We start from the raw sequence: 20,573 nt of genomic DNA, 5'->3' as shown, positions 1-20,573 counted from the left end.
TTTTCGTAAGAAAATTTTAAAACTTTCTTACTTATAGGATAACGTTTCGCACTTTTATTGTATGGCTATAGTATATTCAGCTGTTGTTCCATCTTCTGCTGTTACCTGTATTACCATTGTTGCAGTTACATCTGTACTATCTTGATCTGCTACTGCAGTTCCACCTTTAGCATCAAGTATTTCTACAGTAGCCTTATCTGATACTGTTAAAGCTGCTTTTAAAGCGCTTACTTTTGTACCTGTTGCAACATCTTTTACTACTTTTCCTTCTAATATTCCTACTGTTGTCTTTGTGATTTCTTTCGCATCACTCTTTTTTGCTGGTGCATCTGCTTTAGTTCCATCTGCTTTAGCTTTATTGTATGTTGCTACTGCATTATCTAATTCTGTTGCTGCTGCTGTTACTTCTTGTTCTGATTTTACTGTTCCCTTAGCTTCATTTGCTTTTGTTATTGCAGCTTCTAAGGCTTCTTTAACATCTTTTGTTACCCATTTTGCAGTTTTTTCAACGTCTGTTCCATCTTTACTTTCTTTAACATCTTTTTTAGCTTCATTTGCTTTTTCTATTGCTGTATCTATTGCTTTTGTATCTACTGCATCATCTGCTTTTTTAGCAGCTTTTATTGTTTTTTCAGCTGTTTGTTTTTCTTTTGTTAAAGTTACTTTATATTCTCCAGCTTTAACTTCTTTAACTTCTACTTCTATTCCTGCACCTACTGCTGCTTCCACTGCTGCTTTTACATTATCAACTGTTGGTTCTTCTTTTAGGTTGTTGATGTCAACAACTTTAGCTGCTGCTTCATCTACTAATTCTTTATCTGTTTTTCCTACTACTGGTCCTGCTACAACTTTTATTGCATCAAGTTTAGTATTTAATTCACCCTTAAGCTTATCATCAGCTAATGCATTTACTAATGCTTTTGCTGCGTCTACATCTGCTTTTAGTTTGCTTGCTTTTGCTTTTGCTACTGCATCTTTTGCTGCTTTTTCTGCATTGGCTTTATCCTCTGCTGCTTTATCAGCATCTTTTACTGCTTTTTCTGCTTCAGCTAGTTTTGCTTCAGCATCTGTTACTGCTTTATCTGCCTTAGCTTTTTCTGCTTCAGCAGCCTTTAAATCATCTGCCGCTTTATCTTGTGCTGCTTTATCTTTAGTTTTAGCATCTTCTACTGCTTTTTTAGCATCTTCTACCGCTTTATCTGCTGCTGCAGCTTCTGCTTTTGCAGATGCTACACCTTTTTTAGCATCTTCTACTGCTTCTATTTTTTCTCCTTTAGCTGCATTAGCTGCTAAAAGTTTACGGAAGCTTTCAATGTCTTTATATTCAAGATTTTTAGCTATTTGTGGTAACTTCATTTCATCTGTTATCTTAGTTTCAAACTTTAACTCAAATTGGTTGCTACCACCATTGTTATCAAATCTTAATGTTTCAACAGTAGTATCTACTCCATCATTTATTGCTTCGAATTTAGTTGGTACAGTTAAAACATTCTTTCTGAACTTATTATTTTTATCTCCAGGGTTATCTCCATCAATGTCGTCTCCACCTACAATGAAGTCTTTTGGTAACTTAATTGTTACAAGTTGACCTTTCCATTGATCCTTATTACCATTTTCTCCGTAGAACACATTGTATTTTGGATTTGTATCATCTTCATTTTGTCTATAAAGAACAACATCTTCTGCAGTAATATCAGCATCTTGTGTTACTTGCTTACCGTTTATATCATAAGTTGCTGATCTTATAGCATCTATTGACATTTGTCTACTATATAGTATATATACGTAGTCATTTACAGACTTATCGTTATTTACTTTATTGTCATCTGCAAATGCCCAAATGATATATGGATCTACTACATTATCTTCTTTATTAACTACTGGTACATCATCTGCTTTAACAATTTTAAATGAGATTTCTTCTGTTGCCATTGTATTTCCAACATCGTCAGAAATTTGTCTTACAACTAGTTTCCAATCTCCTTCTTCAAGTTTTTCACTTGGCTCAACAGTAAAGTTCTTATCATGATTTGTTTCAATTTCTATTAACTTTCCTGTAACCTTATCACCTGCTGAAAGTTTTTCACCATCAGATACTTTTACATATTCAAAAGTAGGTACAGGTACACCTTTTCCTTGTTCTTGTTCTTTACTTGGTGTAATAGGTGGAACTACCTCTTTACCAGCATTTTCATATAATTGTACAGGTTCAGTCATTGTAATATTAATCTTACCTGTAAGTGTTTCTGTTTTGCTAGTATCCACTTTTAAGTCTTTTATTTCATATTCAGCAATCTTTGGTGAAGTAGTGTCTTCTGGTATTACTACTTTAACTTCAAATGCCTTTACTTCTTTTCCATATACATCATATGCGTTCTTAGTTTTTACTTTAAATGTTTCATTGTGGTAAGTTCTTGGAGCAACTAAGATTTTTGTCCAGTCGTCTTTTAATTCTAATATATATGCATCTTCTTCTGCTACATAAGTAATTTCATACTTATCTTCTGGAATTATTGTAGTTCCTAAAGAAACTTCTAAAGCACCTTTATCATTAAGCTTATATTCTTTAGTAGCATTAACATCTGTGTATAAAGGATCATTTAATGTTAACACAAATTGTTCAGGTGATTCCATTTCCATTTCAAGACCTGTGTTTGCTATAGGTGTTACATAGTCAAATACAAAGTCCTGTGTTGTAATTTTATTGTTATCACTTAAATCATACATACCTGCCCAGTCAGCTATAGATCTAACTTGTAGCAAGTTCTTTCCAGATCTTAATTGTTTTCTAGCAAAAGCTGAATTTAATGAAACTATTACACTTCTTCTTTCTTTGCCATTTGATTCTGCATATTTAACATTATCAGTTACATCTAATACTTTAATGCTATTAACATCTTTTGCAGTTAACTTATTACCATTTAGTATATAGTTATTTGGATTTTCTGCTGTTAATCTGCTAACTGGTTCTGAGAATACTACCAATAAACTATCCTTAGGTAATTTGTTATCACCTTTTTCATTTTTAGAAGCTATAACGTCTCTAACTTCTGGTTTTAACTTGTCTACTAACATAAATTTGTTTGTAGCATTTTTAGTCATTTCAGACAATCTTATATTAGATTTTGGTGCTAAAACATGATAATAATTATATTGGTTATCAATTAGTATATTTTTATTTTCAACTTTTTCATACTCATTTAAGTCTTTACTATATCCTGGAAGTTCTATTAATGCAGTAAAAGCATATCCTCCTTTAACTGGAGTGCTTTCTACAACCTCAACAAGATTAATGTCTTTACCTTCAACACCTGTCATAGGATCTTTTGTATAAACTTTTACTTGATCTAAAATAGCTTTCTTTACTTCTTCTATGTGAGTTTCTTTTACGTTTCCAACATATACTACAACTCTATCAGCTAAGTCAGCAGAAGCTACTCTATCTATTGAATATGTTTTAATTATAGTTTCATTATCCTCTTTATCTTCTGCACCTTGTCCAGCATATGTTAATGCTTTTACTTTGGATTCAAGTCCAACTAGGTTTTCATTGTTAGCAATTGGATCATGAGATTTAATTCTTACTTTTATCTCATCTTGTATATCTATTTTTGAGTTTGGTAATGTAACATTAAATGTTACCTTTCCATTATCAAAAGCTGCTTCTTTTTGAGCGGAAGGTAAACCTTGCTTAGAAACAAATTCTGCCATTCCTTTAAAGTTTTTAGCATCTGCTCCTTTAATTTCTGCAGTTACTTGCATTACAGTTTTTCCATCTGCTACAAGAGGAACATCATTAACTTGAATATTTAGTGCATATTCTTTTTCCACTGGTGCAACATATGGAGATTCTAATTCAACATCTACGAACTTTTGTCCACTATGTGTAAATGTTACGTGTGTAGCTCCATCTACTAATGGAGTTTCTAAATCTATAGTTAATACTTTACCATTTTCAAGTGTTACACTTATCTTGCTAGCATCAATAGCTTTTACTGATTTTATTTTAGCTTCTTGTTCTTTTCCGTCTATAAAGATTTTTCCATCTTTAACTGACACTTTAGCTACTGCTTCAACTTCTATAGCTTTAGTTTTAGCAACTTCACTTTCAGTATAAGTATTTAAGTCAAAGTTTTCTTGTAATGCTGCTGCTTTTCTAATTGCACCATACTCAATATATCCATTTTTATCATCATTATATGCTTTTAGACTTCCATCCTTTAACTTAGCAGAATAATCATCAAATAATTGTCCTGCTCCTTCAATTCCTAAAGATGATTTTGCATATGAAGATTTTAACTCTTTATAATCATAGCTGTAGTCTTTACCTTTAGAATTTACAATTACATCTGTAACTTTAGCATATACACCTGTTCCTAGTGCTGTAGCTATTAATACACCTACTGCTGCATTGGACAGGATATTCAACATTTTCTTCTTAGCCATTATTTTTTATACCCCCTACTTAATAGTCCACGTTAATTTTGGATTCCATATAAAATTTTAAATCAGTTTATTATGTGGATAAAGTATCCACATAATAAACTATTTTATTTAAATTACAATTACTTTACTGCTTTAAATTCAACATTTCCTTTAGCAACTTCTTCAGTTACTGCTTCTGCTAAATCTATTGCAAATACGCCCTCTCCTAAATCATCCATTTTTTTGTCGCCATAGTAAACTTCATACTTACCATTATCATCTCCAAGTAATTGTACTACAACCATTGATTTCTTTCCAATTTCTATGGAGTCTTTAACTTGTAATTTATGATTAACTTTAGTTTCCTCACCAACTTTAGCTAATCCTTTTATAGCTTTATCTAAAGCATCTTTAGCTGCATTTACTTTAGCAACTTATTTTTCATTTAAAGCTTCTTTAGCTGCTGCTAATTTTTCTTCGTAAGCTTTGAATGATTCTTCTGTGTAGTTTGCTTTATCTTCTACTTTTGTGTCTATTACCTTTTGTAAAGCGTCTTTAGCTTCTTTTAATTCTTTTGAAGCTTGGTCAACTTTTGTATCTGCTTCTGTTACAGTAACTTTAAATTTAAGTTTGTCATTATTTTTTTCTGAATCTTTTAATTCAAACTTCTTGCTGTTTCCATCTAAGTCTTCTTTACTTTCTATTCTTTGGCTGCTTTGTGCTTTTACTGTTATTTCGTGAGTTAAGTCTGACTTATCTTTTCCTAATTTTTGTAATCTTTCTGTACCTTCGTCAGTTAATGTGTAGATTATTGTGTTATCTTTAACTTCTGCACTCTTAACTTCTAAAGTTGAGCTTTGATTACTTATGAAAGTAAAGTCATTTTTGTGTGCTGAGTTTTTATCTATTTTTGTATTGAATTTAACAGTTATTTTACCTTCTGCAATGTTAACTGCCCAATCTTTATCTCCAGCTGCATTACCTTTTTCAACCTTTATCCATCCTGAATTTTTTTCATATAATAATTCTGGAGCTATTTCATTGTGGTATATTCCTTGGAACTTATCTTTGCTTAAGTCTTCTTTTTCAATAGTTCTTCCAGCAAAGTCTGTAACTTTTCCAACACTTACAAGTTGTACATCTACTCCTGCTCTTTCAATTAAATCTTGATCTGCACTTGTAAATTTAACATCAATAACGTCACCTTTTACATTAACTTTATTTGCAGTTATTGTTTTGTCTCCTGCTTTAAATTGATAGTCTTTTTCTTCTCCAAATTTATCAAGAGAACCTGTATATTTAAGTTCTATTGATACAGTATCACCAGTATCCTTTTTAAGAGTCATTGGTTCTGCATCCATTTTAACTGTGCTTATAGATGAAGCTTTTATATCATGAGTTTCATCTGCATCCATTTTTATTCCACTTGCTGATTCAACATTCTTTGTAACTACAATTGCTGTAACTATGTTTGATGCTGACTTATTAGCTACCTTTTCACCCTTCTTACCTATAACATAAGCTTCTGGTAATTCAAGTCTTGCAGCCTTACCATCTTTAGATGTTGTTATCTTAGTGTCGGATGGTAAATCTCTAACTTTTCCATCTGCATCTTTAAATTTATAGTTTTCAACTTTATTTGTAGTTGATGTCTTCATTTCTTGACCAAATAGAATAGCTATTCTTTCTTTCTTGTCAGCTTTACCCATATTTACAACTTCATCAACTATTGGAGTAACTTCTGATCCTTTAATTGTAGCTGTGTAGTCATCCATTACGTTTCCAGCTAAATCTATAACATCTTCAACTTTTAAAGTATATTTTGACCCATCTAATTTTTCACTAGAAATTACATCATAAGTATCTCCAGCTATTTTTTCAACTTCATCTATTGTAACTTTATTACCCTTTGAATCTCTTAATGTGTAGTTATTTCTTTCTTTTGCTACTTTTTCTGATACATCTTTACTATAGATTACTCTTATAGTATTATCATCTACTGTTAACACATGGCTAACCTTTGGTTTTACTTCATCTTTTGATGCAGTAAATGTTACTCTTAATTCGTCTTCTATCTTATTTCCATAAGCATCTTTTAATTTATCATTTATTTCGATAGTGTTAGATCCTGTTCTAACATTTTCTACTCCTGATAATTTTATTTGAGTGTCGCCTTCTTTAAGTTCTATCTTATCTGCACTAACTTTGTCTTCGTTTAATCTAATTTCACATTCTTTAAGAGATTTTTTATCCATTGCTCTATCGAAGTTTATATATATTTTACCGTCAGTTCCACCTTTTACAGTCTTAACTTTTGGTTTTCCAGTTACTTCACCGATTTTGAAGTCTATTGTCTTTTCTTTTATAATCCAACCTGAAGCATCTGCTAAATATTCTCCATCTTTTCCGTCTGGAGTGTATAATTTATTAGTTCCGCTTGGTAATTTTTCTTCAAGGTAGTATTCTACTTTATTTACATAGAATCCGCCATCTTTTGCTTTTATTGAATTCTTAACTTCTGAATAATCAGCTTCAAAACCTATTTTGTTTATTGTTTCATCATTTATTTCAAGTTCTTCAGCTAATCTATTAAGAGCATCATATTGTGTATTTTCATCAACAAATATAGCTTCTGAGAATTCTATTGTAACTTTTCTATTACCTTTAGCTTCTACTTTTTTAATTGTTGGAGCTGTTGTATCTTTAAATTTAAGTTTAACTTCTTTTTCTTTTACAAGTTTTGACTTATCTGCAGTTAAAATACCTTTTCTAACCTTTAAAGTCTTTTCTTTTTCTTGTCCTTCTTTTTCAGCTAAAGTGATTATAACAGTTCTTTCATCATCTTGAAGATCTGCTATTGCATCTCCATCTTTTTCACCTTTTTTGCTTTCTCCCTTTAATTGAGTTCCATCTAATTCGTAATTTCTTACGTCTTCAGCTGTATCTTCATCAACTTTTCCATCAAATACAACCTTTATTTGGTTAAGGTTTAAAGCTTCTATTGATTGAACATCAGCTTTACCAGTTGATTCTTTTTCACCTTTAAGGTCTTTTTCTATAGCTTCACTTACAGAAGCTGTTCCACCAACTATTGTAACCTTAGTGTTGTCTCCCATTTTTCCTTTAACGTACTTAACGGATTTATCAACGTTGTCTTTGTTAGCACCTAGTCCTGTTAATACAACTGGAGCACCGTGCTTAGCAGCTGCTGCTGATGCTACAAGAGCGTCTGCGAATTTTGATGTACTATCATCTCCACCTGCTGCTACGAATATATTGTCAAATTTGAAATCTGCATTAAAGTGTTCTAATACTTTTAAGTTAGTGTCGAATCTATCTGCACCCTTAGCTATTCTCTTAGCTTCTAATCCTTTGATAACAGCGTCTGGTAATACACCTTCTCCACCTACTGCTAATACTTCTTTAACGTCTTTAACAGCATCTTTTACAACTGTAGGAACGTTATTTTTGTTTCCAAATATAACTGGGTATCCTTTAGTTGCAGCTACTGAAGCTACTGATAAAGCATCAGCGTATCCATCTTGTCCATTTACAAGGATAGCTTTTTCAGCTTTAGTTTCAGCTATAACTTTTTTAGCTATTTCAGCGTTTGTTTCATATCTTGAATTTCCGCCGATTCTTTCTACTTTGTAGTTTTTAGCAAGTTCTTTTTCCATTGCTTCTGTAACTACGCCTTTTCCACCTACTATATAGATGTTTTTAGCTCCTAGTTCAGTTAAAGTAGCAGTTAAATCTGCTGATGGTTTATCTGAAGCATCAGTTAAAAGGATTGGAGCATTTTTTAATTTTGCAAATGGTGTAGCAGATACTGAATCCGCATATCCTAATCCATTAACTAATATAACATTTTCAGCCTTTCCAAAGGACTTTTTTGCAACTGTTTGTGCTGTTGTATATCTGTCAGCACCTGGCATTCTTGTTACTTCTGCTGCTGCTTGTACATTTGTTGCAGCTAATGTTGAAGTTAATACTAAGCTCATTACTGTAGCACTTGCTAGCGCTTTATGGCTTTTTTTACTCATAGTTATTATTCCTCCTCATATTAAGTAAATTAATATATATAATTTTTTAGTTTAACTAATTTGGATAAATATATTAACCCACCCTAAGTCATATAAAATTACTATATAATTATTATAGTAGTTTTTCAAGGGTAAATTAGAACATTTAAGATTATTTTATTATTTTATCATATATAGTAATATATTGGAACAAGGCTTTAATAATTATAATACCTTTTAATTATTAAATTTTTCTTAACTCCATTACTTATATACTTCATATTCATTATTCATTACTAACATATGATAATTTATCAAACTTGTCTTTTATATTCCACAATAGGTATGGAATTCCTGTACTCACTAATATAGACGAAACTAAAAACCAAAGCGTTCCCATATTTAAATTATTTTTTGAAAAAATTTTCATATAGTAGTAAAGAACCATAGGATGAATCAAATATATACTAAAAGAACTTTTAGATATTTCCCTTAAAATTTTTACTCCTATAGACTTCCTATAACTTTTAGAAAAAACATAAAGCATTACAATATAGGAATATATCATTACACTAGGTCTTATAAAGGTCGTAGAATAGTCTAAGGATTTTCCACTTTTTAAACCTATAAAACTTTCTCCTATTAGGCATATTACACATATTATTAATATTATCATTATTTTCACTTTATGAGTTTTTGTTCTTCTAATTAGATTATTTACCTTTCTACTAATATAGACGCCGCTAACAAAATAAACGTTCCAAAAAATCGCATTTCTTTTAGAAAAAATGTCTAAAGTTAAATCTGGAATATTATAATAGTGTCCAAAATAGGTAGCACCAAGACTTATTAAAAGACAAAAAATAACTCCTTCTATCCTTTTAAATAAAGGATAAAATATAGGAAATATTATGTATAAAGTCATTATTAGTGGTATGTAATATAAATGGTAAAATACTTTATCTCCTTTTAAAAAAAGTTCTCCCCAACTTCTATAATCATAATTTTTTTGTATTAAAATTAAATATAAGCTTCCCCATAATATATAGGGAGGAATAATTTTAAAAACTCTTTTTTTTAGAAACTTAAAATAACTTTCATCTCTTTTATAAGAAATACCTAATCCAAGTCCAGATAGAAATAAAAAAAGAGGAACAGAAAATCTAGTTATTTGGTTTAGTGAAAGGGAAACATTATAAGATACAGATCCTTTTACACTATTTATAAGAGTGTACCCTGAGGTATGTATTATAACTACTGCTATAGCACATATTGCCCTTAACATATCCATTTCTATTATTTTTTCTCTTTTAACTTTTTTATATTTTTCCATATAGTAATTTCTCCTTTTTATAACAAATGCTTTGTATATCCTACCATTTATTAGCTATTATACCATAATCCTTTTTACATTATTTATTGATTTTTTTTCATATTGTGTTAAACTATTTTTATGTATTATAATATTCTTGGTAATATACTTAATAAAAGGAGAATAGAATATGAGTTTATATACTGAATGGAAAAAAGTTGTTGTGTTTTTTGTTCAAACTAAAGGGGAAGACGAATTTTGGAAGGAATTAAATTCTGTTCAAGAAAAGATAATACCTGTTGTTTTAAAAAATCATACTGAAGTTATAGAAGGTTCTGTTAAGAGCTTAGCAGAAAAATTTGATGTTTCAACTATATCTTTTGTAGGTTTCTTAGATGGAATAAATTCTTCTTTAAAAGAAGCAATTGATTTAGAAAATTTAACTGAAGACACTAATGTTAAATTAGATATAAATTTTGAAAAGTTATACATAGACATGCTTCAAGGTAATGTGGAAAACTTCTTCAATTTACCTGAATGGAACATAATATTCCCAAAAAACAAACTTACAGATTTAAAACTTAACTTTGGGGTTTCTAAAACCATAGAAAATCCTAATAAAGTAAAGAGAAATGATTCATGCCCTTGTGGTAGTGGAAAAAAGTATAAAAACTGCTGCGGGAAATAAAAAGTGTGAAATACTTTTTATAATGAATAATTATGGAGGAAATTCCTTGGGGAATTTCTATGATTAAAAAAATGAGTTGTATTAAAATTTTATTTTAATACAACTCATTTTTTTAATTAAAGCTTTTTATTCAATGACTACCAAATATAATCCCACCATCTTCTTTAAAGTGGGAGTGACAATTCACTATTATAGTTCTACAATATAAATATCTTTTTTACCTACTACAATAATTAGAGCTTTTTTTAATCCTTCATCTCCTAGTTGTTCTTTAACTACTTTACTTTCTGCATAACCTTTAAGTTGATTTAATCCTTCTTCTTTAACTTTCTCTAAGGTATTTCTTTCACTTTCCTTTATATATTTTAATTCTATAATCCACTGAAATTTGGTTATGTCTTTATATTGAATTTTTCTTTTAAGCATTATATCCACATAACCTTTGTTATTTTCAGCTTCACTTTGTATAAAATAAGTACCATCTATCCCAAAAAGAGTTAAAAACATCATTTTAATGTGCTTTTCGTCCATTTGCATTAAATCTCTATTAGATAAATCTTCTAATATTTCACCTATAATCTCAGCTAAAGGCTCAATGTTTCCATATGATCTCATTTCATTAACTGCTATTCTTACATCTTTAGGCTGAATATTATATTCTAAATTCATTCTTTGAAAGTATTGTTCCCAATAAATTGTTTTTATCACATAGTTAGGTACCCTAAGTACAGTACCAAGTGGTCCTTGACCCTTTATTGTAAGCATTCCAAGATAAAATAATAGGGATTTAAAATTTTCCTTTACACTGTACATAGTATGAATATTAAATCTATCCACAAGCATAGTAGAGGTTTCTCCCTTAGTCATTATCTCCTCTAAAGCCTCTATATCATTGAAATTATAAGCTAATTGATTAACTTTTCCATAGTCAGTTTTTACATTATTATCTATCATTTCCTCTGGATATTCATTATATGCTAGATAATTATCTAAAAAATACATAGACATATCTGGATTGAATACACTATCAGCTTTTTTATTAAACTTATATCCATTATAATAAGTAGTCATATCAGTACATATTTTCACTCTAAGTTCTGTATCCTTTATATTTACTTCATTCATAATATTGGAAAGTTCTTCTCTTGTAAAGCCCATCATTGCATTAAGGTTTTCATCTAAAGTATAGTTTCTAGTTATGTTAAATCCACTGGTTAAATCGTCTAACATTATAGGACTTACTCCAGTCATAAATATTCTATTAAAATTATCCATGGTTGCATCTTTTAATGCCTTATAAAACACTTTAACAAAGCCTTCACCATGGAGAATACTTTCATAGGTACTTTGTTTTCCTCCTGTAATTAGTTCATTAGCAAAATTATCATATTCATCTATTAAAACAAATATAGGTATTTTTATTTTACTGGCTAAAAGTGATATATATTGCACTACAATTTCAGCACTATCTACTTCGTCTAGAATAGTATTTTCTTGTAATAAATTTGAGTATTGATTTAGAAACTTTCTTGCAGATAAAATAACTTTTGAATTAAAACTCTTTCTAAGTTCTTCTTCTCCGTGTCCTGCATCTATACCTGCAAAACTTATTTTCCAAATTAGAAACTTATTTTTATTTTTTGTAGGATTTTTTCCTATATATAAATCACCAAATAATTCTTCAAATTTATCTTTCTTATTTATGTCATAGTAATTTTCTAATGTGGATATAAAAAGACTTTTTCCAAATCTTCGGGGTCTTATGAAAAACTGATAAGGAGCATATTTATCTAATAATTCTATGTAAGATGTTTTGTCTACATAAAGATAATTTTCTTCCCTTAAAACTTCAAAATTAGAAATGCCATAGGGTATTCTTTTCATGATTTTACTCACACTCCTAGTTTTATTCTATTTATATTATAATACAAGATAAATTATATATATACATTAATTATTAGTTGCTAAAAATATATATCTGAAAATTCTATGTGAGTATTTTCTTCTCCACCAGAAAATTGAACCTTTCCATTAGCATTATTACAATCTTCTAAAGTTACGTTGGGAAGCTCTATAAAAAATTTACTTCCTTCTCCACAAATACTCTCTACCCATATTATTCCTTTGTGCATTTCCACTAAAGATTTTATTATGGGTAATCCTATGCCACTTCCTTCTGCTATTCTTGAAAATCCCTTATCTACTTGGGTAAAGGGCTCAAAAATCAAGTCCTTTTCTTCTTCTGGAATTCCTATTCCTGTATCTTCTACAGAAATTCTTACGAAATCATTAGTATTTTCTACTTGAACCAATATACGGCCTCCCCGGGGAGTAAATTTTACTGCATTTGATAGAAGATTTAATATTATTCTTTCGATTTTTTCCTTATCACAAGCTATTATTTTTTCCTCTACATCTGTATCAAAAACTATATCTATATTTTTACTATATACATACTTTGCTACTCTTAAGGTAGTCTCCTCCACTATATTTACAATATCATTGTTTTCTTTAAATAAAATAAGCTCTCCACAATTTATTTTAGTCATATCTATTAAGTTATTAATCAGTCTTAACAATCTATATGCATTTTTCTTTATGTTTTTTAAATATGTAGTAACTTTTATATCTAATATATCTTCCTGAGTTTTTTTCAAAAAAATTTCACACATATATAGGGAGCTTAATATTACTGTAATAGGTGTTCTAAATTCATGAGATAAATTGGCAAAAAATTTATGTCTCATTTTTGCATATGCATTTTCTTCATAAGATAAATCAGTTATCTTCTTATTTATTATAAGCTCTATTAAATCTCTTTGATATATTATTGTATTTTTAACCTGTTCTTCATTTATAACAGGTATTTTTTCTACATAATTTATGTATTCTAAGTCTTCTCTTATGCAAGTTTTACAATGCTCTTTATCTTCCCCTTTTATAAAAAAATCTTCAGTAACTATATATCCTATTCTTTCTTCTTTTACTTTTATAGGTGATACAATTTTTTTTGTGCCTTCTTTACAAGTTAGTAAAAAATATTCCTCTTTTTTATCATACTTTTGATTATAACTAAAGTATTCCTTAGTATTTTTGCTTTTATAAATACCTTTTTCACCTATGCCAACTATTAAATTGCCATCCAAGTCTAATATGCTATGAGATATTCCTACAATAGAATACAGCTTTTCCATAAGATTTTGTATCTCCTCTATCTCAATAAGCTCCTTCAACATACGTTTATACATTTTTTCCTCCTTAATACTTAAAACCCTGCTTACTTTCTTTTTTCTATACAAATCATCATTGGTGGATTATTTATTTGATTGACGAATTGCAGTTTTATCACATTAAATTGTTTTTGACATATTCCTTTACAGAAATCTATTAATGCTTTTTTTTCTAACATACCTTCTTCATGTCCAGGATATATTACTAAAATTATCACTCCTTCTTTTTTTATAAGATCTAAGGATTTTTTCACCGCTTCTAAAGTAGTATCTTTTTTAGTAGTTACTTCCTTAGAATTTCCAGGTAAATATCCCAAGTTAAATAATATTATTTTAGGCTCTTCTTTTAGATACTTGTCCATATTTTCATGACCATCTAATATTAATTCTGCCCAATGTATATTATTTTGGTATAGTTTCTTTTCAGTACTCTTTAGAGCTTCCATTTGTATGTCAAAGGAATACACTTTACCCTCTTCTTCTACTAATTTACATAAAAAAAGAGTATCGTTGCCATTCCCCATAGTAGCATCCACTGCTATGTCACCTTTTTTTAACTTATTTTTACATACATCTTTAGATATGTTAACTGCATTTGTAAAAAATAGTTCTTCCATGTATCTCATCTACCTTTTTATTTATATAATTTTCTGTATACTTAAATAGCATAGTTACAGTTTACAATTTTTATTATAAGTTCTCAAGATTTTTTTAAAGACACTTATCAACTTTTTACAAAGTATTATTACCATAAAAGCCAAAAGTCCCCTTAAATATATATTATCTACTAAATCCTTTAATCTTTTTACAATTATACAATTTAATCTTTTTGTATACAATCTAATAATTCCATATCATATTACCACAATTAAAAAACAAAGTGAAACTTCCATATTTGGAAATTCCACTCTATTATTGTATTTATTATCCTAAAGCTTTTCTAAGTTCTCTTTTAATAAGTTTTAATTCATTTTTATTTTTTGACTCATATCTTAATATTAGCTCTTCCCCTGTATTGGATGCTCTTATAAGTCCCCATCCATTTTCAAAGTTGACCCTAACTCCATCTATGGTTATTATGTCCATATTTTTTTCTTCAAAGTACTTTTTAGCCCTTTCTACCCTTTCAAACTTTTCTTCATCCTTACAGGGTACTCTTATCTCTGGAGTGGAAAAATATTGAGGAATATCATAAAAAAGTTCTCCTAAACTTTTGTCAGTATTTGATAGAATTCTTAAAAGTCGTGCTGAGGCATAAAGAGCATCATCAAAACCATAATATTCATCTCTAAAAAACATATGACCAGACATTTCTCCTGTAAAAGGAGCATCAATTTCCTGCATTTTAGCTTTTATAAGTGAATGTCCTGTTTTGTAGAAGAAAGGTTTTCCTCCTAGCTTTCTTATTTCTTCTACTAGAGCATTTGAACATTTTACTTCTACTATAGCATCTATATTGGGGTATTTAGGAAGTATTTCTCTCCAAAAAAGTATCATAAGCATATCTCCCCAAATTATATCTCCTTTTTCGTCTACTACTCCAATTCTGTCTCCATCTCCATCATAAGCTATACCTAAATCCGCCTTTTCTATTCTCACTTTTTTTATTAAATCTATTAAATTATCTTCTACTGTAGGGTCTGGAAAGTGATTAGGAAAATCTGAATCGGAAGTGCAATATAGAGATATTACATCACACCCAAGTCTTTTTAAAATTTCTGGAGCAAATAAAGCTGCTGTTCCATTACCGCAATCTACAACCACTTTTAATTTTTTAGACCCTAATTTTATTTTTTCTTCTATATTTTTAATATATTCTTCTACAGGGGATCTTTCTATTATATACCCATATCTATTTCCTTTAATAAAATTTCCTTTTACCATCTCTTCTCTTAATTTTAAAAGTTTTTCCCCATATATAGTGCCTTCTTCAAACTGTATTTTGAATCCATTATATTTTGCTGGATTGTGGCTGGCTGTAACCATTATTCCACCTTTTATTTTATATAAATAAGTAGCATAATAAAATATGGGTGTTACTACAATTCCTATATCTATAACATCCACTCCTGTGCTAGTTAATCCCTTTATTAGACTCTTTTTAATACTAGGTGAGGATTTTCTATTATCCATACCTACTATAACTTTTTTCTCTCCCTTTCTTATTAAAAAACTTCCAAAGGTCTTTCCTAATAGTTCTGCAAAATTTTCTGTTACTTCTTCTCCATATATTCCTCTTATGTCATATTTCCTAAAGATGCTTTTATTTATGTTTTCCATTTAATTCCTCCCATAATATAGTGCATACTAATTTAATATATGATTATTAGTTGTTAAATAGTTACAAAGTAAAAATTACATCGTAATTTTATTATTTTGTAACCAAAGCTTAATTATAGAATATTATAATAGAGTAGTAAGTCATGGGGGATGTATAATAAATATGTATTATTGGAATATGAACTGTGGAGATTGCTTTTATAGACAACAGGAAGCAATGGAACTTAATAGAAGATGGAGACCTTGGAGAGTAATTTCAGGTAGAGTTACCTCTGGTTTAGGTGTTTCATCTTGGGCTCCTAATAGACTTGATTTATTTGCAAGAGGCTCTAATAGACAGCTTATCCATAAGTGGAGAGAAAATTCTCGTTGGAGTAACTGGGAGGATCTTGGTGGTGTTTTAACTTCTTCTCCTTCAGCAGTTTCTTGGGGACGAAATAGAATTGATGTGGTTGTAAGGGGTACTGATAATGCCATGTATCACAAATGGTGGAATGGATCACGTTGGAGTGATTGGGAGTCTTTAGGTGGAGTTTTAACTTCTGCTCCTTCTATATGTTCTTGGGCTTCTAATAGACTAGATTGTTTTGTAAGGGGAACTGACAATCAGCTTTATCATAAGTGGTGGGACGGATCACGTTGGCATGATTGGGAGGCCCTAGGTGGAAATTTAACTTCTGGTCCTGGATGTGTATCTTGGGGACCAAATAGAATTGATGTTTTTGCTAGAGGAAGAAACAATACCTTAATCCATAAATGGTGGGACGGATCACGTTGGAGTGATTGGGAAGACCTAGGTGGAAACTTGTCTTCTGCTCCTTGCGCTTCTTCAAGAGGTAGAAACAGAATTGATGTTTTTGCTAGAGGAAGAAATAATCAGTTAATTTATAAAAACTGGAACGGATCACGCTGGAGTAATTGGCAAAACCTTGGAGGATTTTTAACTTCTCCGCCAGTGTCTATATCACCTACTCCTAATAGAATAGAAGTTTATGCAAGGGGACGTAATGGTATAATTATAAACAGAAACTTTTCCGGTTAAAAAATTTAATTATATTGATTTTTCAAATGATAAAAAGTTCAGATGGAGTATTAATTTACTCTCTCTGAACTTTTGAGGTATATATAGTATATCTTGAGGGCATGTTTAATATTATTAATTTTTCAATTTTCACCATGTTTCACTGATAATTTTATAATGGATATAGGTAAAAGTCAAGAAAAATGTCTATTTTTTTCACTTTATAAAATTTTCAAACCTTTCTTTTACATTTCTATTTTCTTCTAAAAATTTATTAAATAAATCTATTTTTTCTAAGGCTTCCTCTGTTACACTATGTTCTATAAGTTCTATATTAACCAATATATCCTTTTCTACTCCTATATTTTTCAAAAAACTTTCTATTATGCTATGCCTTTTTAATAAAAATCCTCCTATATCTTCCCCTTTTTTTGTAAGCTCTACTATACCGTATTTTTCATAATTAACAAACCCAAGCTCTGATAGCTTTTGCACCATCTTAGTGGCAGAAGAAGGTCTTATATTTAAGGACTCAGAAAGTTCTTTTATTCTAGTATATCCAGATATTAAGCTGTTTCTATATATCATTTCTAAATAATCCTCCATGCTATTGGTTAAAAGGTTTTTATCTTTCTTTAATATTTCATATCCTCTTACAGTATAAAAGTTTTTATTTTTATTCATAAAATCACCTTTCAATTTTTAATCTATATTTTATATATATGTGTAACCAAATTTATAAATTTATAATATATTAGAAATATATATAAAAGTTTTCACGAGGCTAAATTTTAGTTTGTCGTAGTTAGTTAAAAAAATTTTTATGGAGGTTTTTTTATGAAAAATACTTTACTACCCTTGAATAAAGCTCCTATTGGTAGCATTGTTTCTGTTATGAAACTTATATCTGATGGAATTTCTAGAAGAAGAATGTTGGATTTAGGTTTAATACAAGGTACAAAAGTTCAATGTCTTAGACAAAGCCCTTCAGGAGATCCTACTGCTTATGAAATAAGAGGTGCTGTTATAGCTCTTCGTTCCGAAGAAGCTTCTAAAATATTAGTGCAATTAATATAATGGAGGTAATAAATGAGTAACATAAATCATTTATCAAATATAAATGCTTTGTCACAGATGTTAGGTAACAAAATAAATCCTTCAGAGGATATTGTAATTGCTCTAGCAGGAAACCCCAACACTGGAAAAAGTACTTTATTTAACACCCTTACTGGATTAAAACAGCATACAGGTAACTGGACAGGTAAAACTGTTACCACTGCCCTTGGCAATTATAAATTTAAAGATAAAAATTTTGTTTTAGTAGATCTTCCAGGTACCTATTCCTTGCTATCAAGTTCTGTGGAAGAAGAAATTGCAAGGGACTTTATTTGTTTTGCAAATCCCAATGCTACAGTAGTTGTTACAGATTCTACCTGCCTTGAAAGAAATCTTAATTTAGTTTTACAAGTTCTTGAAATTACAGATAAAGTAGTGGTTTGTGTAAATCTTATAGATGAGGCTGAAAGAAAAAAGATTAACGTAGACATAGATAAGTTATCAAACCTTTTAGGAGTTCCTGTAGTTGCAACTAGTGCTAGAAATGGTAAAGGACTTGAAGATTTAATGGATGCTATATATAAAGTTTCCTATGGAAAGATAGAAAACGACCCTATGAAAATAGTCTATAACGATGACATAGAAAAAAGAATTGAAAGTCTTGAAAATAAAATAGATGAATTTAATAATAGTAGTTTAAGTAATAGGTGGATAGCTTTAAAATTGCTAGATGAAAATAAAAACATATTAAACTCTATGAATAAATACTTAAATTTTGATTATGATTTTTTATCTTTAAATCGCAAGGAAGATAAAGATTTAAGAGATGATATTGTTCTAACTATGGTAAGTATTGCTGAAAATATAAGCAAAGAAGTAGTTACCTTTGAAGATAAATCCTATAATGAATTTGATAGAAAAATAGATGATATTTTAACCTCTAAAAAATTTGGAATACCTGTTATGATAGCACTTTTAGCTTTAACCTTTTGGATAACTATAGAAGGTGCAAATGTTCCCTCAGAAATGCTTGCTAATATGTTTAATAATTTAGAAAAAAAACTTACTGCTTTTTTTATGTCCAGGGGGTTAGAAAAACTTCATGGCCCTTTAATTTTAGGAGTTTATAGGACATTAGGTTGGGTTATATCTGTGATGCTTCCTCCCATGGCTATATTCTTCCCACTTTTCACTCTTTTAGAGGATTTAGGTTATCTTCCTAGAGTTGCTTTTAATTTAGATAATTTCTTTAAAAAAGCTTGTGCCCATGGAAAACAAGCTTTAACTATGTGCATGGGATTTGGTTGTAATGCCGCTGGAGTAATTGGTTGTAGAATTATAGATTCTCCTCGAGAAAGGCTTATAGCAATTATTACAAATACCTTTGTTCCCTGTAATGGTAGATTTCCTATTTTAATTTCTATAACTATGATTTTTATAGCTAGTAATTTTACAGGCTCTTTTAATGGTGTTATAGCAGCACTTACAGTTACTCTTGTAATAATTCTAGGTATAATTGCTACTTTATTATCCTCTAAATTACTTTCTAAAACATTATTAAAAGGAGAGCCATCCTCTTTTACCTTAGAACTTCCACCTTATAGAAAACCAAAGGTTGGACAAATATTAGTAAGATCAATACTAGATAGAACTCTTTTTGTCTTAGCTAGAGCTATAATAGTAGCTGCCCCTGCTGGTTTAATACTATGGTTTTTTGCAAATACCTATGTGGGAGATAACAGTATTCTTCAAATATGTGCCAACTTTTTAAATCCATTTGCTCAAGCCATTGGTATGGATGGATATATTCTTTTAGCCTTTATACTAGGACTTCCAGCTAACGAAATCGTAATACCTATTATAATTATGAGCTATATGTCTGCTGGTGCTTTAATAGAATTTCAAAGTCTTTCAACTTTAAGAGATCTTTTAATTGCTAATGGTTGGACTATTGTTACAGCAATAAATGTAATGATATTTACACTTATGCATTTCCCCTGCGGTACCACCCTTTTAACTATACGAAAAGAAACAGGTAGTTTAAAATGGACTTTGGTTTCCTTCCTACTTCCTACGTTGTTTGGAATTGTAGTTTGCTTTTTGGTTACTCAAACTTTTGCATTGTTTACAATTTGTTCATGACCCCCGGGGGTGAATCAATAAAAAAATCTAGGCTATTGATGTATAAAATGTACCCTATAGAATAGACACTCTAAAAAAAGTCTATCCCGTAGGGTACTTTTGTGTATAATTAAATAAAGAATAATTGATATTAGGAGAACTGTAATGAGTAAAAAAATATTTACTGAAAATGAAATAGCGATACTATCTGAAAATAAATTTGTAAAAAAGGTTAGTTGTAAAGGAATTACATATACTGATGAATTTAAAAGATTATTTATTATGGAAAATAAAAATGGAAAATTTCCACGAAAAATATTCGAAGAATGTGGATTTAATATAGATATTTTAGGTTTAAAGCGTGTTCAATCATGTGGAAAAAGATGGCGTGCAGCATTTAGAAAAAGTGGAGTAAATC

General features: G+C 29.7%; 14 protein-coding genes. 5 read left to right on the top strand and 9 right to left on the bottom strand.

The window, feature by feature from the left end:
• Nucleotides 1-54 precede the first annotated feature (54 nt).
• The 4 genes from B5D21_RS13940 to B5D21_RS09215 all read right to left on the bottom strand — a co-directional run bounded on the left by B5D21_RS13940 (nucleotide 55) and on the right by B5D21_RS09215 (nucleotide 9,780).
• Nucleotides 55-4,446, bottom strand: a complete 4,392-nt coding sequence (locus B5D21_RS13940; protein ID WP_035127539.1) for a hypothetical protein — start codon at nucleotides 4,444-4,446, stop codon at nucleotides 55-57.
• Nucleotides 4,447-4,565: 119 nt separating this feature from the next.
• A complete protein-coding gene (locus tag B5D21_RS14085; protein ID WP_155274205.1) occupies nucleotides 4,566-4,730 on the bottom strand; it encodes a hypothetical protein in 165 nt (54 codons plus the stop codon).
• A 129-nt stretch (nucleotides 4,731-4,859) separates the two neighbouring features.
• Complete coding sequence (locus B5D21_RS09220) at nucleotides 4,860-8,468, bottom strand: cell wall-binding repeat-containing protein (protein WP_035127537.1); 3,609 nt, start codon at nucleotides 8,466-8,468, stop codon at nucleotides 4,860-4,862.
• 265 nt (nucleotides 8,469-8,733) lie between these two features.
• A complete protein-coding gene (locus B5D21_RS09215) occupies nucleotides 8,734-9,780 on the bottom strand; it encodes an acyltransferase (RefSeq protein WP_011098762.1) in 1,047 nt (348 codons plus the stop codon).
• 169 nt (nucleotides 9,781-9,949) lie between these two features.
• Here B5D21_RS09215 and B5D21_RS09210 point away from each other — a divergent pair, with 169 nt between their 5' ends.
• Entirely contained in the window at nucleotides 9,950-10,447 is a 498-nt protein-coding gene (locus B5D21_RS09210; RefSeq protein ID WP_011098761.1) for an SEC-C metal-binding domain-containing protein, read from the top strand.
• Nucleotides 10,448-10,636: 189 nt separating this feature from the next.
• Here the strand turns inward: B5D21_RS09210 and B5D21_RS09205 are convergent, their stop codons facing one another.
• The 4 genes from B5D21_RS09205 to B5D21_RS09190 form a co-directional block, all read right to left on the bottom strand.
• On the bottom strand, nucleotides 10,637-12,331 hold the full coding sequence (locus B5D21_RS09205; protein WP_035124687.1) for an ATP-binding protein: 1,695 nt from the start codon (nucleotides 12,329-12,331) through the stop codon (nucleotides 10,637-10,639).
• 80 nt (nucleotides 12,332-12,411) lie between these two features.
• Nucleotides 12,412-13,695, bottom strand: coding sequence for an ATP-binding protein (locus tag B5D21_RS09200; RefSeq protein ID WP_071193318.1), 1,284 nt, complete (start codon nucleotides 13,693-13,695; stop codon nucleotides 12,412-12,414).
• Nucleotides 13,696-13,724: 29 nt separating this feature from the next.
• Nucleotides 13,725-14,294 (bottom strand): tRNA 5-(aminomethyl)-2-thiouridylate-methyltransferase MnmM, encoded by a 570-nt coding sequence (mnmM, locus tag B5D21_RS09195; RefSeq protein ID WP_035124685.1) that lies wholly within the window; start codon nucleotides 14,292-14,294, stop codon nucleotides 13,725-13,727.
• A gap of 307 nt (nucleotides 14,295-14,601) precedes the next feature.
• A complete protein-coding gene (locus tag B5D21_RS09190; RefSeq protein ID WP_011098757.1) occupies nucleotides 14,602-15,957 on the bottom strand; it encodes a phosphomannomutase/phosphoglucomutase in 1,356 nt (451 codons plus the stop codon).
• Nucleotides 15,958-16,135: 178 nt separating this feature from the next.
• On the opposite strand from B5D21_RS09190, the gene B5D21_RS09185 reads away from it, so the two are divergent.
• On the top strand, nucleotides 16,136-16,999 hold the full coding sequence (locus B5D21_RS09185) for a PLL family lectin (RefSeq protein WP_052042370.1): 864 nt from the start codon (nucleotides 16,136-16,138) through the stop codon (nucleotides 16,997-16,999).
• A 195-nt stretch (nucleotides 17,000-17,194) separates the two neighbouring features.
• Here B5D21_RS09185 and B5D21_RS09180 read toward each other — a convergent pair whose 3' ends face one another.
• Nucleotides 17,195-17,662, bottom strand: coding sequence for a metal-dependent transcriptional regulator (locus B5D21_RS09180; protein ID WP_035111079.1), 468 nt, complete (start codon nucleotides 17,660-17,662; stop codon nucleotides 17,195-17,197).
• Nucleotides 17,663-17,815: 153 nt separating this feature from the next.
• On the opposite strand from B5D21_RS09180, the gene B5D21_RS09175 reads away from it, so the two are divergent.
• From B5D21_RS09175 to B5D21_RS09165, 3 genes are all read left to right on the top strand, one after another.
• Nucleotides 17,816-18,055 (top strand): FeoA family protein, encoded by a 240-nt coding sequence (locus B5D21_RS09175; RefSeq protein ID WP_035111078.1) that lies wholly within the window; start codon nucleotides 17,816-17,818, stop codon nucleotides 18,053-18,055.
• A 12-nt stretch (nucleotides 18,056-18,067) separates the two neighbouring features.
• Entirely contained in the window at nucleotides 18,068-20,176 is a 2,109-nt protein-coding gene (feoB, locus tag B5D21_RS09170) for a ferrous iron transport protein B (RefSeq protein ID WP_011098754.1), read from the top strand.
• 144 nt (nucleotides 20,177-20,320) lie between these two features.
• On the top strand, nucleotides 20,321-20,573 hold a 253-nt coding region (locus tag B5D21_RS09165), incomplete at its 3' end, for an HTH domain-containing protein (protein WP_341405762.1).

The sequence above is a fragment of the Clostridium tetani genome (assembly GCF_900167265.1).
In the GTDB taxonomy this organism is placed as follows: Bacteria; Bacillota; Clostridia; order Clostridiales; family Clostridiaceae; genus Clostridium_G; species Clostridium_G tetani.
The sequence above is the reverse complement of the archived record's forward strand: the minus strand, read 5'-3'. Positions and strand labels throughout refer to the sequence as shown.